Origin of the sequence: Silvibacterium dinghuense, assembly GCF_004123295.1 — a bacterium.
GTDB classification, from domain to species: domain Bacteria; phylum Acidobacteriota; class Terriglobia; order Terriglobales; family Acidobacteriaceae; genus Silvibacterium; species Silvibacterium dinghuense.
Genome location: NZ_SDMK01000003.1, coordinates 41,186 through 58,907 on the forward strand (window position 1 = coordinate 41,186; position 17,722 = coordinate 58,907).

Here is a 17,722-nt window from a genome sequence, read left to right on the forward strand (position 1 = left end):
TGTTTCAAGTTCAAAGCCAAGTGCCCGCCCATGCCTGCTTTGGGCATGAGTGGGGTAGAACAGAACCCCACTCCGCAACCAAAGGGAGCGGAAGCCGAAGGCGTCCCACCCTGCGCGAAGCAGTTAGAAGGTCAGCTTCAGCGCCATCTGGCCGATACGTGCCGGTTCCGATCCCGTCGCCGTGATCTTACCCTCACTACCGCCGACATTGCCGATCGTCGAATCATAGGAGAGCTGGTTGGTAGAGTTCGGAGCCGCAAAACTCGGCTGATTGAAGGCGTTAAACATCTCCCAGCGGAATTGCAGGTTATAGCGCTCGAGGAACGGGAAGTTCTTGAACAGGCCCGCATCCGTATAGGTCAGCGGAGGAGCCTGCATCAGGTTCTTATCGCTGTCACCAAAGGTTCCCGGCTGGTTCTCTACAAACGCATTCACGTTGTAGTAGCTGTTGATCCAGTTCGATTTCCCTCCCTTGCGCACCTCAAGTCCCTGGCCGGAGACGCGATCGGCGCGATCCTCATACTGCAGCGCCTCGGACTCGTTCGCGCCGAAGCCGCCGCTCACCGAGAATGGGAAGCCGGACTGCGCCGTGGTAATGAGGCTCAGCTCCCAACTCCCCAGCACCTGCCGCAGCAGGCCATTATGTGCGCGCAGCTCCGGTGTGGTGTAGGTCAGGTTGCCTACCCAGCGCAGCGGCACGTTCTCACTCGAAATGCCATGGCTCCATGCCAGGTTGAACGGATCGCCTAGCTGGTTCGTTCCGAAGCTGATGTTGGCCGACGATGCCAGATCCTGCGTCTTCGACCAGCTGAAGTTGGTTTGGAACTGTAGATTGTGGCTCAGCCGCCGCTCCAGACTCACCTGCAACGCGTGGTAGTTCGCTGTGCCGTAGCTCAGCATGTCGAGAATCTCCCCGAACTGCGTGTACTGGCTGCGCGCTCCCGCGCTCGCGTACACGCCCGGGTTGCGGTCCAGGATGAATGGCGCATGATAGGTCTGGCTACCCACGTACGCCAGCCGCAACACCATCGCCTGACCAATCTGCTGCTCCAGCGTCACATTCCAGCTCTGCGTCGTGCCCAGCTTGAAGCCCGGATCGATGGTTGCCGGAATGCTCAGCCCGGAATTGAAAGCCACCGTCGAGGCCGGCTTGTAGGATGAGGATGCAAATGGCGGAAATGGGCTCACATAATTGGTGCCCGCAAATGTCGACCACGGAGCCGCCAGGTCCAGCGGTGTCGTGCCGGTGCCGTAGAGGCTGTAGGTCGGAGCAAACGGCGCATTGTCCGCCGTGTGGTTGTAGTCCGAGTAGATCATCGGCGAGGTAAATAGTCCGAAGCCCGCATGCACGGAGGTATGCGGCAGGCTGCGCGGCTGCCAGGCCACACCGATGCGCGGCTCCCAGTACCCGTATGTCGTGCGCATCAGCCCATCGCCAATACCCGTATCGCCGGGGAAGACCAGGCCTACCGGCGCATTGGGATACACCGTGCTCTGCTGTCCGGGAACGAAAGTCGCTGCGCGTCCATTCACAATCTGGGGCGGAATATTCGGATCCCAGCGCAGCCCTGCCGTCAACGTCAGATTTGGCCGGAAGCGATACTCGTCCTGCGCGAAGAAACCCGGTTGCCAGCCATGCACTGCCGCAATCTCGCCGGCGCCTTGCGTGTACGACGAGAGGTCGCCGAGCAGATAATCGGCCAGCCCCACGCCCGTATACTCGCCGCTGAAGTCGAGGATCGGCGCGGCCGGATACTGCGTCTGCTCCGCCGCCGACTGGTGCTGCACATCCACACCGAAGGAGAGTGTGTGCGTGCCGATCGTCTTCGTCAGCTGGTCATAGAGCCCATAAGTCGTACGACCCTCCGACGACGGTTCGTAGTAGCCCACGTTGAACCCGTCGCCGCCCACCGAGAAGCCTTCCACATAGCACTGCCCCGGCAATTCGGTCACATCGATATAGTTCGACCAGCAGAAGGGCTGGCCTTCCTTGGTATCCGCCTCGGCGCCGTTCACCGCATTCATCTGCGTCCAGAAGGCCGAGAGCACGTTCACCGTCGAGGGCGAGATCGTCCATGTATAGTTCAACGTCTCGTTGTAGTAGCGCTCGTTGATGGCAAAGTCGTAGGTCCAGTTATTGTTCATCGCCAGCAGGTTTCCCGGTACATCCCCTGAAGGCTGAATGAAGCTGTTCACGAAGCTGCGCAGAGAGAGCCGGTGATTCGGCGTGATGTCGTAATCCAGCCGCGACGTCCCTTCATCAAACTGGTTAATGAACGCCGGCGAGGTGTAATAAGTGAGTCCGTCCGCCTGCTGCCCCAGTGGCAGCGCATCTGACGCAACCTTCACCGCGACGGCGCTGTAGAGGCTCGGGTCGATCTGGTTCGGCACACCATTCACCATATGGAAAGGCGCCGGCAGCGTCTCCTGCCCGCTGCTCGAGTAGGCACTGAAGTCGCCGTTGAGCATGGCCTGCGTCGGCAGGTAGGAGGAAAGCGATGTCGAGGCCGAGGCATTCCGCGTCCCCTGGTAATTAGCAAAGACGAACAGCTTATTCTTGATGATCGGCGCGCCCGCATAGCCGCCGAACTGGTTCTGGTGCAGCGGGTTCACTTCGTGCGAGAACCAGTCCTTCGCGTTGAAGACCTTATCGCGGTAGAAGTCGAAGGCTCCGCCATGAATATCATTGGTGCCGGACTTGGTCTGGATGCTCACCACCGCACCCGGAGCGAATCCATATGCGGCATTGAAGTTGTTCGTGATCACGCGGAATTCCTGCGTCGCGTCGGCATTGGGAAACGGCGCCGGCAGCCCGAGATAGGTATCCATATTGGGTACGCCGTCCAGCAGGAAGTACGTGCTGCCCTGCGTGCCGCCGTTCGCGGATACAGTCGTCTCCGTAGGGAACGAAAATCCCGTCTGCGAATAGGTGTTGCCGCCCGAAGTCATACCCGGCGCGAGATAGACCAGAGTCGAAGGCGACCGCCCGTTCAATGGCAGCTGCGAAACAGACGTCGAATCGATCGTCTGCCCCAGCGAACCGCTTGTCGTGTTCAGCAGCTCGGCATTGGCTGTTACCGTGACCGTCTGCTGTACGTCGCCTGTCTTCAGCGTCACATTCTGTGTCGCCGGAGTATCCACCGTGATTGTAATGCCCTGCTGCAGGTAGCTCTGGAAACCCGAAGCCTGAACAGACAGCGTGTAATCGCCCGGTGGCAGCGGCGCCACGCGATAGGTACCCACCTCTGAGCTCTTCGACGTCAGCGTTAACCCTGTGCCCGTGTTTTTAACCGTGACCGTTGCCCCGGGAATCGCTGCTCCCGTCGGGTCCACAATCTGCCCGTTGAGGCTGGCTCCTACTGCCTGCGCCAAAGCCGGAGCGGCCATGCCAAGCATGAGCACACAGATCAGCAGCGCCAGCAGAGAATCTCTGCGCCAGTTCCTATCCATTCGACTGCCTCCATAATCGCCATCGTCCCGCTCCTGTAATCCGTTCTACGGAGCGGGATCCTTGCCCTGTCAGTCATCCGAATCTCTCTATCCAGGGTTCGCCGAAGACTGTATGCGCCGGAATCAACACCGCGAATCCGCCGAAAGTAGAACCGCTCACAAAAAAGTGGATACGAAGGCAACAAGGTCGATCGATAAGATCACACCGAAGCGAAGCGTCAGCGCTAGAGCCCATGCGGGCAGGCGCCACGCTTTGCCACCACATACCGCTCTGCGCTGCATAGCGCATGCCGCACGCGACAGTACGGCGGTTGCATCGTCCCCCAGCTTCTCGCAGAGCTCAAGACACCGGCATCCCATCAATATTCAAATAGGAAATAATTCCTATAGGATAATCAGGCCTGCGGCTACGTCGCGTGAATCGTTATCCCGGAAAGGTGTCTCTTCTCATGCTTCGTCATTTCCGCATTGCATGCCTGCTGGCCATAGGCAGCACTTTCATGGTTGCAGGCGCTCAGAGACCCTCCTCCTGGCAGCGATTCAGCAATCCGACAGTCGAGCAGCTGCGAAAAACATGGCGGACACCGCCGCCGGAATACGGCCCGGAGCCATACTATGGCTTGAACGGCCCCATCACCATCGAATCGGTGCGGCATGACCTCGACACGATGGTGCAGCTCGGCTTCCATGCCGTCACCGTGCAGGGGGGACGCAATGCGGAGCTGCCCTATCTCTCGCCCGAGTACTTCAACTTCTTCAAGCAGTTTGTAGAGGAAGCAAAGCGCCGCAACCTGCGCATCTGGATCGTCGACGATGCCGGATACCCAAGTGGATTTGCCGGCGGCAAAATCTCTTCCGATCACCCGGATCTCCGCATGCAGGCACTCGTCGCCGTATCGCACTCCACGATAAGTGGCGGAGCAAGCTTCAGCCAGGCAGTGACACCAGCAACGGTAGCCGTCGCAGCCATGCGCGCAGACGGCAAGAGCGTTCAGCTACCGATTTCCGACGGCCATGTAAGCTGGACCGCGCCATCGGGCAGCGGCAGTTGGACGGTCTACATCGTAGAGCACCAGTTCCGTACCTCACCAACCAGGTCCGACACCAATCCGAAAGCGGTCAAGGATACCTCGCAATCCCTCGAAGACTACCTTGATCCGAATGCAACTGCGGAATACCTGAAGATCACACACGAAGCGTATTTCAAAGCTGTCGGAGACGAGTTTGGCAAGACGATACTCGGCTTCCGCGGCGATGAGCCGGACTATTCGATCAGCGGACTACCCTGGACGCCAGCACTCTTCGACCGCTTTCAGAAAGAGAAAGGCTACGATCCGCGGCCATGGCTGGCAGCACTGCTGCAAGGCAAGGACATCGCACTGACAGCAGAACAACTGCGCGCGAAAGCAGACTACTACGATGTGTTCGCGGAGATGTTCCGTGATGGCTTCTTCAAGCCGCAGGCCGACTGGTGCACAGCCCACGGCGTCGAGTACCAGGTACACCTGAACCACGAAGAAATGCAGCTTCAGCTGGCTCGTAGCGAAGGCGACTTCTTTCGCGATATGCGCTATGTGCAGGTTCCAGGAATCGATGCCATCTGGCATCAGATATGGACAGATACCGTATCCGATTATCCCAGGCTTGCAAGCTCGGCTGCGCACGTCTATGGGCATCCCCGGGTATTCACTGAGAGCTTCGCCGCTTATCGTCCACTGCCGGATGTTCCGATGGCGCGCTACATCCTGAATGAGCAGTTCGTCCGCGGCATCAATCTAGTAGAAACGATGTACTACCCCTCGACCACGACTTCAGGCAAGGGCGGCCCCATAGAATTCATGCGCGATCCGGGCTATCCCGCGCTGATGCACGATGCAAGCCGCATGAGCTACATCCTCTCGCAAGGCAGACCCGCAGCTCAGGTCGCGCTGCTGCTGCCGGCTGAAAGCCTCTGGATGGGCAGTGCCAAAACCGATGACACCTTTGTCTCCATGGAACGGGTCTTATCCGAGCATCAGATCGACTTCGACATCGTCGACGAAGATGCGGTTGGGCATCTGCTGAAGGCAGAACCCGGAGCATTCCGAAGCGACAGTGGAAATGCATACAAGACCGTCATTGTCCCGCATGCCATATTGCTGCCCCAGACGGTGGTCGAGCGGCTTCGTGCCTTTGCCAAGACAGGAGGCCACGTCCTTTTCATCGGAGCAGTTCCCTCGTTCATTGCCGGCCGCACGGATCTGCAGGCTCGCTCAACCAAAAGCGAAGATTTCGCATGGGCCAACATCGTACCCGTAGATCTGGCGCCCACGCCGACACCGCCACAATTCCCGCCCGCCGCTCCTCCTGCCCCTCTTGAGACACCAGCGCCGCTCCTGCAGCAACTCAAAGCATCGATTCCGAAACAAGGAGTCGAACTTGCAGAACCAGACCCAGCACTGCGCGTGGAGATGCGAACGATTCGTAATGGCCAAGTCATCCTGCTGTTCAACGAAGGCAGCCGCACGCTGGATAATCGCCTGCTGTTGAATCTCAAAGCACAAAAAGTGGAGCGATGGAATCCAGAGACAGGAGAGACGGAAACTCTGCAGATCGATACCTTGAAGCCCTACTCCTCCTTGCCGCTGCACCTGTCGGCCTATGCCACCCTGCTGCTCGTCGTGCAAGGGAAAGCATGATCTATCGGAGAGCCGCTGCCATCCTGCGCAAAGGGTGGTCTTCCATCAACATGTCGATGCAGCCTCCAGCCCTCGATCGCAACGCATGCACCGTTTAGTTTCGTTTTATTACATTTAAGTGCTACTATTCCCTTGCAATACTCCTGGCTCTCCATCCCCACCGGCATTGCGATCTGGCAATAGCACGACTGCGAATCGTCATATCGACCCGCTGACAATCGCGACGAAATCGGAAGGCTCTCGGAGAACCTGCACCTCAGCGCTGAAGCGGAGTCCTTGTGTCACAATCTCTGGAGCTCAGAACAGAAGCACTCCAAGTCATCGTCGCACCCGCAGAGGGTGGTCGCATTACCTCAGTGATAAGCCTGGACTCGGGACTCGAATTTCTCCTGCAGCCGCATCGTCCCTTCTGGCCCCTGCAGCCGGCTCGGCACAATATCTTCCTGCAAGGAGCCTGCGCAGGCATCGAAGAATGTCTGCCTACCGTCAGTGCATGCAACCTGAACGGCGAGCAGATTCCCGACCACGGTGACTTCTGGCAGATGCCATGGGAAATCCTGTCAGTCCCCACGAAAACCACGCTTTCTCTTTGCGCGGAAGGCTTCAGCCGTCCGCTCAGGTTCCGCAAAGATATCTCTCTCCATGACTCAAGCCTGAGCATTGCCTACTGCATAAAAAACATCGGAGAACAAGCCACCGATTTCCTGTACGCTACGCACCCTCTGCTCGCAATCGATTCAGACAGTTGGATCGTTCTTCCGCAGGAAGTCTCCAACCTCACGCTGCACTCGTCGTTGCACGATCGCCTCGGCGCACCTGGCGAGAACGTCCGCTGGCCTGCAGCAAATCCATACTCCCAGCGTCTCGATCACTTGGCACATTCCATAGAAAAGACCGCCGACATGCTTTATACAGGCAGGCTCAACCACGGATGGTGCGGCCTCTATCGTACCCTGCACCGCCAGGGTCTTGTCATGCGCTTCGATACATCGAAGCTTCCTTACATCGGCCTATGGATCTGCCAAGGAGGCTGGCCAGAAAACGAAAACACGCCGAAGCAATACGCCTTCGCCCCCGAACCGACGACCGCACCCTGTGGATCACTGCGTCAGGCGCGTGAAAAGGATCTGGCTACACCGCTGATGCCGGGAGAATCCTTCCGCTTCACGATCGAATTCCATCTATCCCGGGCTGGTATCACCAGGGAAGAATTCATTCGCTTTGCATCAAAGCATCCCACCGCTTCCACTGCCCCACTTATCTCACAACAATCCGGAGAATTATGACTGACTCTGCCAGGAGACCTCGTGGACGCTGGTCGTGCAGTGCTCTATTAACACTGAGCATCACGACGCTCCCCATCCATGCACTTTTTGCTCAAAGCACACCCCACACATTCGGCGTCCAGCAGGGGCATTTTGCGCTGGATGGAAAACCCTTTCGCATCATCTCCGGAGAAATCCACTATGCCCGCATTCCTCGCGCAGAATGGCGGGCGCGCCTCAAAATGGCAAAGGCCATGGGGCTGAACACGATCACCACCTATGTCTTCTGGAACCTGCATGAGCCGCAGCCAGGCAGCTACGACTTCAGCGGGCAAAACGATGTTGCAGAGTTTATCCGCGAAGCGCAGCAGGAAGGCCTTTATGTGATCCTCCGTCCAGGCCCGTATGTATGTGCAGAGTGGGAGTGGGGCGGATATCCTTCGTGGCTGCTGCGGCAGAAAGGCATCGTCGTTCGCAGCTCTGATCCTAAGTTCATTACACCTGTAACTTCGTGGATGAAGCGGCTTGGACAGGAGCTGGCGCCGCTGCAGATCGGCAATAGCGGTCCGATCATCGCAGTACAGGTCGAGAATGAATACGGGTCCTTTGGGGACGATCACGCATACATGGAACAGATCAAGAGCATCCTCCAGGCCAGCGGTTTTACCAGGGCCATGCTCTATACCGCCGACGGCCCGGAGCAGCTTCCCCATGGCGCGCTCCCTGAGTTACCAGCCGTGATTAACTTCGGCACCGGAGGCGCAAAGGAAGGCTTTGCACTGCTCCATACCCTGCGCCCGGACGGCCCATTCATGAGCGGGGAATACTGGGCCGGATGGTTCGATCACTGGGGAGAAAAACATCACGTCACCGACGGCGACAAAGAAGCCGCGGAGTTGGCATGGATGCTCAATCAGGGCTACTCCGTAAGCATGTACATGTTTGACGGAGGCACAAGTTTCGGCTGGATGAACGGCGCCAACTCGACCAGAGGAGAGTATCAACCGGACACGACCAGCTACGATTACGACGCGCCGGTGAGCGAAAGCGGCATTCCTACGGATAAGTTCTATAAGTTTCGTGATGTGATTGCGAAGGCCACCGGTATAACTCCTCTGCCGGTTCCTGCAGCACCGACTCTACAGACGATTCCCAGCTTTTCGCTGTCCAGTGCGGCATCTCTCTGGGATAACCTTCCTGCGCCGATTCACTCTGCCGGATTGCAATCGATGGAAGACCTTGGCCAGGCCTACGGATACATTCTCTACCGCACACAGGCACCGGCCGATGCGGATGGAGACCTCATCATCGATGGGCTCCATGACTACGCGCAAATCTATGCCGACGGCAAACTACTCGGCACGCTTGACCGTCGGCTGAATCAGACCCGGCTGCATGTCACCGTGAAAAAAGGACAGCGTCTCGACTTCCTGGTCGAAAACAGCGGACGCGTAAATTTCACTCCTGTACTCCGCGGAGAACGAAAAGGTATTCTCGGCAGCGTAACGCTCGCCTCCGCTCCGCTGCAGGACTGGTCGATTTATCCGCTGCCGATGCTCAACCCCGGAGAGATGACCTTCCGCAGTAATGCATGTGATCAGTCTCCTTGCTTCTATCGTGGCTCATTTCAAACCGAATCCACCGCAGATACCTATCTGGACACCAGCAACTTCACAAAAGGATTTGTCTGGATCAACGGACACCCGCTCGGCCGCATCTGGAGCATCGGCCCTCAACACACGCTCTTTACTCCCGGATCGTGGTTAAAGCAGGGCGAGAACGAAGTGATCGTCCTCGATCTTCACGGCGTAAGCCATCCCACCATGCAGGGCCGAGATAAACCGATCTTCGCTACAGCGGCTCCCGCGAAATAACAACAAAGTCCTTCCACAAAGAGAAGAGGCGGCGATGCAATCGCCGCCTCTTCTCTTTGTATCTTGCTTAAGGTTAAAAAGTGTACTTCGCCGAGAACTGAAAGAACCTCGCATCTGGCGTATACGACTGCAGGCTGCGGGTACTCGTGATCTCGCCGCCTGTTGGTCCATTCGTCGTAGACGGCGTTCCGAAAGCGGGAGTATTCAGCAGGTTGAAAACATCGGCCCGGAACTGCAGCCGCTGCTCACGCCAGGTAGTGAAGTTCTTGAAGAAGGACATATTCACGCGATCCAGGCCCGGGCCAAACGTCTGGCTGCGGGTTCCGCCGGCATAGCTGAGAACCGTGGCCAGATTCGATGTAGCCGCAGTAAGATCGCTCGCCGGAAGCGGACTTCCAAACGCACATGGATTGAACCAGTGTGCGACGGTCTTGGTCTTCGTCGCGCAAGTCGTGGAGTTGGAAGCCGGCGAACTGCCGCCGCTTGCAAACGGATCGCTCAAGCGGATCGCATTTGCGGTGCCCAGACCCGATGCAACCGTGATGTTCGGGCCGATGCTGATCGGATTGCCGGTCTGAGCCTGGAAGGTCAAGCTCGTGGACCAGCCGCCGACGGCCTGGTTCACAACACCCGCATGGTTATAGAAACGGCGTCCCTGTCCAAACGGAAGCTCATAGTTTCCGTTGAAGGTAACACGGTGACGCACATCCATCGGAGAGTTCGCATACTCCATGCTGATTGGAATCAGCAACGGGTTGCGATACCAACTCGCATTGTTCGACTCGAGCACCAGAATGTCATTGTCGAGCCCATGCGCAAAGGTATAAGTAGCCAGGAAGCTCAGGCCGGAGGAATAACGCTTTTCAAGCTTGGCCTGGAGCGAATTGTAGTTTGACGATGCACGATAGCTAATGAAGTTCGCACCGGAGAAGTTTGTGAACGGCCGCACCGACTGCGCACTGCTCGTCGAAGGTACAATCTCCATCGGAGAATTCACGTTGTAGGAAGTCGGAAGATGGCGTCCATCCGTGCCGACATAGCTGAGCGTTGCCGTCATCTGATTGCTCAGAGAACGCTCCACGCTCAGGTTGTACTCCTGGCTATAAGTCGTCTTTGGGTCCTTATCCGCACCGATCGGAGTCAGCAGTGACGTGCCTGCGGAATTCAGCAGCCCCGCCGCGATCTGCGAGCTGAAGCCATTCGCAAGCGTGAAGCCATCCGTGGGGCAGTTGCCCTGATAGCAGGAAGTGTTACCGCCGTAGTTTGCGGTAAAGCTGAAGGGGTAATTCTGAGACATATTGTTCCCAAGTCCCAGCGCCTGGAATCCACCATAGAAGAGACCGTATCCGGCACGCACCACGGTGCGGTCATCCAGGCTATAGGCCACACCAATGCGCGGAGCGAAGTTATCCTTCCGCGGATCGACGAGATAGCGGTTCTTCGAATACACCAGCGACAGGTTGCTGGAACTTAGAGCCGAAAGAAAGCCGGACGGAATCGTCGTGCTTTCCTTGCTGATGGGCATGGCGAAGGTGCCAGTCCCCGCTCCGGCAGCAAGCGTCTCCGGGAAGAGCGATGCCTGGTTATCATGGCGCTCCAGGATCGGCGTCTGATAGTCATAACGCACGCCGATGTTCACTGTAAGCCGCGGCGTCGCCTTCCAGTCATCCTGCACATAGGCAGAGTGCGCCCAGCGCAGATCGTCGGTATTCAGGATGTTCGAGATGCTGGAGCTGTACTGCGCATCCTGCAGAAAGTCCGCAGCACCGTATCCGCTGTCCTGCACTCCGGGAATCCCGGTATAAGCACCGGAATAGTCGTAATAACCACGAGCATAGGGCGGCTGCAACGCATCGAACCGGATACGCTGAAAGCTATAGCCCACCTTGATGGAGTGGTTCTTCACCTGCTGCGTCAGATTGTCCAGAATCTGATACGAATTCTGGTACTCCTGCGAAGGATAGTACGCAGGCTGCCCCATCGTCGTCAGCGAATTCACACCATCGAGTTCGATGTTCGGAATGCCGCCAAAGCCTGTCTCGTAAGGAATACCGCCCAGTCCGAGGCTGGAGGAAACATCCGAATCGCTGGACGCGCCAGTATAGAAAAAGTGGCCGTAGTTATAGCCGAAGCGGAACTCGTTCACCAGCTTATCGGTGAAAACATGCGTTTCGCTGAGCGCAAAATTCTCGCCCAGGTTGCGATTGTTGCCGTCGCTCGTATACGAACCGCCATCCACGATCACACCCAGCGGAGGAGGCTGATAGCCGGCCTGATTCAGATAGCTGTAGCGCACAAACGCCTGATCCTTCGAACTGATATTCCAGTCCACGCGCGCGTCCCACTGCCAGGTATTGTTCGTCGCATTCACCAGCGACGTGTAGTTGTTATAAGTCTGCCCTTCGGCACCGGTATTCGGCAGCGGATACAGGTTCAGAACCTTCTGCGCCAGGCTGTTGATCTGCGAAGAGCAAAGCACGTTCACCTGCCCGTTGCAGCTCTGAACATAGGGGTTGCTGGTTCCATTCGTAGGCGTAGCCCCCGTGCTCGTCTGTCCGCCTGCACTCGAAAGCTGATAGAGGTAGATCGCTCCCGAGGCTCCACTCAGCGTGGGATTGAGCAGCTCGCTGAAGTCTCCGGTACGCATCTTTGCCGTGGGCACAGAAAAATACCCATCATTCACGCCCTGCACAATGCGATTCGCTTCCACATCGCCGAAGAAAAACAGCTTGTTCTTAAGAATGGGCAGGCCCAGAGTCGCCCCGAACTGATTCTCGCGATACTTGGCTACCGAGGTATCGAAATAATTGCGCGCGTCGAAAATATCATTCCGTACATATTCCCATGCCGTACCGTGAATCTGGTTGGTGCCTGACTTCAGGCTGGCATTGATGACCGCACCGGCAGAGTGCCCGAACTCTGCACTGTAATCGCCGGTCTGGATCTTGAACTCGGCCAGCGCATCCGGCGGAGGACGAACAACGAAAGAAGATCCGTTCAGGTAATCGACAACAGCCGTATTGTTATCCACGCCGTCCAGCACAAAGTTGTTCTGCTCGGCATTCTGTCCATTCGCGGAGAAGTCGCCGGTCCCCGTGCCGCGTGCGCCAACCGAGGGCGTAACACCTGCGCTCAGATGCGCGATATAGACCCAGTTGCGGCCATTCAGCGGAGTGTTATTGATCTCTTTTGCATCCATCACCTGTCCCACGGATGCTTCTTCCGTCTGCAGTTGCGGCGGAGCGCTGCTCACCGTCACGGACTGATCGATCGAACCCGGCTTGAGGGCCAGGTTAACGTTTAGGCGCTGCTGTACGTTCACCTGCAGCCCAGCCTGCGTCGTCGTAGAAAAACCCGCGGCACTGGCGCTGATGCTATAGTTTCCGATCTTTACAGGCGAGAACGTATATACACCGCCATCACCTGTCACCGTCTTCAATACCAACCCGGTATCAAGATCTGTAAGTGTTACCGCCGCCTTTGCAACAACGGCTCCCGTGCCATCTTCTACGACTCCTGTGACAGCCCCTTGATCAACCTGCGCTTTTATCGAGGACGGAAACACAATCCCCAATGCACCAAGCAAGAGAAGACAAAGTGTCCAACAGAACTGCAACGTTCTCTTCTGCGACATTGGTTCCTCCGGAATTGCCGTCTCTTTCGCAGCCGCCCCTCGCTGCGGGGGAGCAATTCAAACATCAGGACCAGTCAACAAAAGAGCGGATAATGCAGGTAAAGTAAATAAAAAATAATAGTAAATGCAACGTAAAAATTAATAATCGACACAAAACGACACTATTCGTTATTCCACGAAATACTTTTCTTCATACGCCGGCAAAAATATCGCTTTTTGGTGTAGCGATCGAGTGATGAAGTCGAGGCCACGGTCTACAAAAATAGGGGCGTTTCATCCTATGGCGGCACACTCGCCGCCATAGGATGAAACGCCCTCGATCTCTCATCTGTCTTTTGCTGTTCCGGCCTCAACCGAAGCAGGCAGCGGCATAGGGCTCTAGCGCCCGACGAATCTGTCGCAGGACAATCGCTTCCGGCTCGGCCTGCAAAACTCCCTGTCGCACTTCCCTGTACTCAAGCGGCAGATAGGCGCTCAGCAGTGTTTCCGGCAGTGTTACGGCGCGAAGATTTCGCATCAGCAACTCCACCGCCCGCTCCGCATCCGGGTCATTCCAGTAATAACGAATGCGATCACTGTAGCTGTAACGGCGCAGGAGCTTCTGCTCCTTTGTATTGCCGTGATAATGACTCGACCAGTTCTTCGGATGAGCCAGCATCACCTCTTCCATGACCTCCGGCAATCGAGACGATTCTTCCGGCGGCACCAACTCCTTTTCGATCGCAGCGAGTGCAAAGAGCGCCTCGCGCATGGCAAAAGTAAGTGCCGGACCGACCTTCAGAATGGCAAACCCATCCTCCACAAGAGCACGGTAAAGATCGGGGCGCTGATAATCCGTGGAGTGCGCTTCGAACACCAGCCCATGGGCGCGGTCAAGTAGAGAGGTCAGCGTAACCGCTTTGGCGCGGTCATAATTCACAACGCTGTCGTGGTTGAATTCGACCCCTGGCTGCACCACCATGCCCAGCATACGCTCCCATGCATCATCAAGGCCGTGTGCGTGAAAGACCTCCCGATGAATACGCCAGGTCTCTTCGGCATCCTTGAGTCTGGTCACTTCAAGCCCGTTCAGACTTTCTGTCGCGCCTCCCGGCACCGGAACCTCCGTGCCGAAGATGTACCCGGGCTTCTCGCCGGTGGCCGCCTTTTCCGCTGCCCGGCAAAGCCGCGCTGCGCGCTCTGCGACAACCGCAGTTGGCAGAGGAGACACATCATCGGCACAGGCCATGCTGGCATCGAGATGGATTTTGCGGAAGCCGGCAGCTGCATACTCCGCGACCATAGCCTCAGCACGCCTCATTGCCTCTTCCGCAGGCAGGTTCTGCCATGGATTCGGCCCGAGATGATCGCCGCCAAGAATAATCCGGTCGAGCGCGAGGCCTTCTTCCGCGGCAAGCTCTTCTACCAGCTTGCGAAAATCCTTCGGCCGCATACCGGTATAACCGCCATCCTGGTTCACCTGATTTGAAGTCGCTTCAATCAACAACGGACTGCCGTCGGCAATCGCCTGCTGCATGGATGCACGGATCACCCATGGATGCGCCGAACATACGGAATAGATACCGCGCGCCTTCCCGGGCTCATTCCGCTCTTTCAAAAGCTGTTGCAATAGCTGCGACATATTCTCTTTCTCCGATTCAGCTGCGGGGCGTAGCCTGCAGGGTCAATACTTCGAATGGCTTCAGCGTAAAGGTGTGCGGATCACCAGACTGCAGTTCCACAGCAGGCTGCGCAGCATCTGCCTTCCAGGGACTATGCGCTACATAACGCGAAGCGGCATCTCCCGGTAGTTCGAATGCCTTTCCGATGTCCACAGGAAACGACGCAGCATGGGAGGAAGGATTCCGCAAAACCAGAATTCCGCCATGCTTGCTCCACGAAGCCCATCCATAGACTTCTCCATGCAACGGATTGCCTCCGACCCAATGGGTGTCACGAAGAATCGCCGCATTGGCACGTGACCAGCGAGCGCTCTCCGCAAGAACATCCCAGTCTGCGGAGGAGAGCAGCGACGGCGTGATGTACATCTCCTGCAACTGCGTTCCCGATCCGAAATAAGAGTGCACCTCATCTGCGAAATCGTGCCCAGGATCATCGCTGAGATGTTCCGCCTCCCGCGCATAGATCAGCCCATGCAGCATCAGCGAATTTAAAGGAAACAGCGGCCCGGCCTGAACAATATTCTGATACGTCTGGCCGTCACGATAGGTAATCCATCGCTGTCTCCAGCTCCCTTCCCCGGCAAAGCTGTTGTCCATCCCCGAGCGCCAGATCGTATCCGCGTATCGCAGCCAGAAAGGAGAGGGCTTCGTACCTGTCGTGAGATTGATAAAGAGGTTGCTTTCCTGTTTCCGCAAGCGATCGATCAGATGAATCGCAGCAGAAAAATCGCTGTCAAACACACTGCCGGGAAAGACCTGGTTCGCATTGCCCGTACCATCGAACTTGAACTGATTCACACCGTATTGGCTGATGAAATTCAGGCATGCTTCTTCGAATTTGGCGTAATACTTGGGACCGGACAAGGCATAGCCGTCTTTTACGATCTCGTAGCCTTCCCGCTTTCCATAAGCAATGCGCTCGCTCTTTTCCTTATCGTAGCCACCCCACGGCGAAAGCCATACGCCGATACCGAACCCATACTGCTTTGCCGTGGCACGCAAAGGCGCAAAGCCATCCGGAAATCCGCTATCGAACCCCCACAAGGAGCTGGTATTGTCCCAGCCGTCATCCATCAGGAACGAGTCCATGACCACACCGCGCTTCCGGACCAGCTCCTCTCCGAACGCATGCATACGGTTCAGCACGCCATCAGCGCCGAAGCGCTCGCCAAAGCCCAGGTCATACCAGGTGTTGTAGTGCAGAAAAGTCCGGTAAGGATGCGCACGTTCCAGCTCGATGTAAGCAAGAAAATCGCGGCGCATCTGTCCCGGGTGAGTCACTCCCGCAACCGACGAATACGTAATGGATTGACCGGCATCGAGTGGCAATGTGCGCTTGAGCCCCGCGACCGCCTCTCCATCCTTTACCTCGCTATAGGACAGCGGATGTTCAAAGCCGCGGAAAAACTCCCCGCTGATCATCGGCGAGCCCGCAACCGAGCCCACCACCTTGGCCTCATCGTCGTGGAAATGCAGCATCTCCACATCCGCCAGCGGCAATGACCTGCCGCCAGCGTGGATGGTGATCTCCTGGCGCAGATAAGGCGCATCGCCCCGGGCGATCATGCACCAATGCACCATGGCACCGGAGCCCTCATCTTTGAGCTCTGCGCACAGTTCCCTGCCCGGCAGATGCTCCGCCGCTCTGGCCGCTTCGGGGCTTGCCTCGAGCACGGATTCTGTAAATCCTCCCTCCATCTTCATGGATGAGGCAGGCACCTCCCGGCCATCCTGCAGGACAAGCACAAAGGCTTCCCCCAAGGGCAGCTGGGCGTGCGTCGAGCGATCTTCCAGAACCCCCAATCGCAGCCGCCCTCCGTCATTCTGTACATTGGCGCTGACCACACGGTTGCCAAATACAGGCTGCGGCCCAGCGGCCCAGGCTGCAGATCCGCCCGCGAGGAGGAGAATTGCAACATAGATCGAATATCGGGAAGGTTCTGCCATATAGCTCCTTGACGAGGAGAGATCGATCGCAGTAGTTTTGTCGAAACAAAACGAAATAAAACGACAACCTTTTATACCATGGAGAAAAAGAGGAGCTGACGATGCCTTCAGGAGAATCCGGGAAGACTGACAACGATATGTTCGTCAACTTGGTCAATGCCACCGCGGAGGTGGATTTGCGGCTAAGCGATTTCCATCCGCGCTCCTCGCTGCAAACCGCGGTTCACACCATAGAACGCGCACGCTTCCCCGTCATCGACTACCACAACCATCTCGACTCGACAGACCCCAGAGAAGTCCTGTCCATCATGGACCAGACCAACGTCGAGCACTGTATCAACATCACCATGAAAGTCGGGCAAAAGGCGCTCGACATGATGGACAAGTTCCACAACGCCGCTCCCGATCGCTTCTCGTCGATCGGCTGGATGGACTGGAATGGTCTCGACCGTCCGGACTTCGTGAAGCTCACCATCGACCGCCTCCACCAGATGGTGGAGCATGGTGCGGTCGGCATCAAATTCTGGAAAGATCTCGGCCTGGTGCTGCGCGATGCCAACGGCTCACTGCTGCGCATCGACGACGAGCGCTTCATCCCCATCTTTGAAGCATGCGAAACCCTGAAGCTGCCGGTGATGTTCCATACCGCGGACCCAAGCGCCTTCTTCGAACCTATCGATGCCGAGAATGAACGCTATGAGGAGCTCGCGGCGCATCCCGATTGGGGATTCAGCCACTCACCGGTCTCGAAGCGTGAACTGCTGGAACAGCGCAATCGCGTCATCGCCCGCCATCCCAATGTCACCTTCGTAGGCGCACATTGCGCAGAATCAGGCGAAGACCTCGCCTATCTTTCCGGCCAGCTTGATGCGCTTCCTAACTTCTATATCGACATCAGCGCACGCACGCCGGAACTCGGACGCCAGCCATACACCGCTCGTTCCTTCTTCCTGAAATACGCCGACCGCATCCTCTTCGGTACAGACTTACTGCCGGAAGTGGAGATGTACCGTCTCTATTTCCGCTTCCTCGAAACCGCAGACGAGTACTTCGAATATCCATCGCACGCCTCACGGCAGGGGCGATGGAATATCTACGGTCTCTTCCTGCCGGACGACGTGCTGAAGAAGGTCTATCGGGACAATGCCTTGAAGCTTCTGCCGAAGTTGCGCTGACGCAGATGCCTACTTTTTGCTGATCGCCTATTTTCCCC

At 57.0% G+C, this 17,722-nt stretch carries 8 protein-coding genes; 4 read left to right on the top strand and 4 right to left on the bottom strand.

The window, feature by feature from the left end; all coding sequences use genetic code 11:
* Window positions 1-123 precede the first annotated feature (123 nt).
* Window positions 124-3,450, bottom strand: coding sequence for an outer membrane beta-barrel protein (locus tag ESZ00_RS14300; protein WP_129209010.1), 3,327 nt, complete (start codon window positions 3,448-3,450; stop codon window positions 124-126).
* 449 nt (window positions 3,451-3,899) lie between these two features.
* On the opposite strand from ESZ00_RS14300, the gene ESZ00_RS14305 reads away from it, so the two are divergent.
* The 3 genes from ESZ00_RS14305 (at window position 3,900) to ESZ00_RS14315 (ending at window position 9,267) form a co-directional block, all read left to right on the top strand.
* Window positions 3,900-6,128 carry a glycosyl hydrolase gene (locus ESZ00_RS14305; protein WP_129209011.1) on the top strand — a complete coding sequence of 743 codons (2,229 nt, stop codon included), beginning with the start codon at window positions 3,900-3,902 and terminating at the stop codon, window positions 6,126-6,128.
* A 278-nt stretch (window positions 6,129-6,406) separates the two neighbouring features.
* Window positions 6,407-7,414, top strand: a complete 1,008-nt coding sequence (locus ESZ00_RS14310) for an aldose epimerase family protein (protein WP_129209012.1) — start codon at window positions 6,407-6,409, stop codon at window positions 7,412-7,414.
* Window positions 7,411-9,267, top strand: coding sequence for a glycoside hydrolase family 35 protein (locus ESZ00_RS14315; RefSeq protein WP_129209013.1), 1,857 nt, complete (start codon window positions 7,411-7,413; stop codon window positions 9,265-9,267). Before ESZ00_RS14310 ends, ESZ00_RS14315 begins: the two co-directional genes overlap by 4 nt.
* Before the next feature lie 73 nt (window positions 9,268-9,340).
* Here the strand turns inward: ESZ00_RS14315 and ESZ00_RS14320 are convergent, their stop codons facing one another.
* The 3 genes from ESZ00_RS14320 to ESZ00_RS14330 all read right to left on the bottom strand — a co-directional run bounded on the left by ESZ00_RS14320 (window position 9,341) and on the right by ESZ00_RS14330 (window position 16,509).
* On the bottom strand, window positions 9,341-12,901 hold the full coding sequence (locus tag ESZ00_RS14320; RefSeq protein ID WP_129209014.1) for a TonB-dependent receptor: 3,561 nt from the start codon (window positions 12,899-12,901) through the stop codon (window positions 9,341-9,343).
* A gap of 349 nt (window positions 12,902-13,250) precedes the next feature.
* Window positions 13,251-14,522 carry a D-tagatose-bisphosphate aldolase, class II, non-catalytic subunit gene (locus ESZ00_RS14325; RefSeq protein WP_129209015.1) on the bottom strand — a complete coding sequence of 424 codons (1,272 nt, stop codon included), beginning with the start codon at window positions 14,520-14,522 and terminating at the stop codon, window positions 13,251-13,253.
* 16 nt (window positions 14,523-14,538) lie between these two features.
* Window positions 14,539-16,509 carry an enterotoxin gene (locus ESZ00_RS14330; protein ID WP_129209016.1) on the bottom strand — a complete coding sequence of 657 codons (1,971 nt, stop codon included), beginning with the start codon at window positions 16,507-16,509 and terminating at the stop codon, window positions 14,539-14,541.
* 101 nt (window positions 16,510-16,610) lie between these two features.
* Here ESZ00_RS14330 and ESZ00_RS14335 point away from each other — a divergent pair, with 101 nt between their 5' ends.
* Window positions 16,611-17,684, top strand: coding sequence for an amidohydrolase family protein (locus tag ESZ00_RS14335; protein WP_129209017.1), 1,074 nt, complete (start codon window positions 16,611-16,613; stop codon window positions 17,682-17,684).
* Window positions 17,685-17,722: the final 38 nt, after the last annotated feature.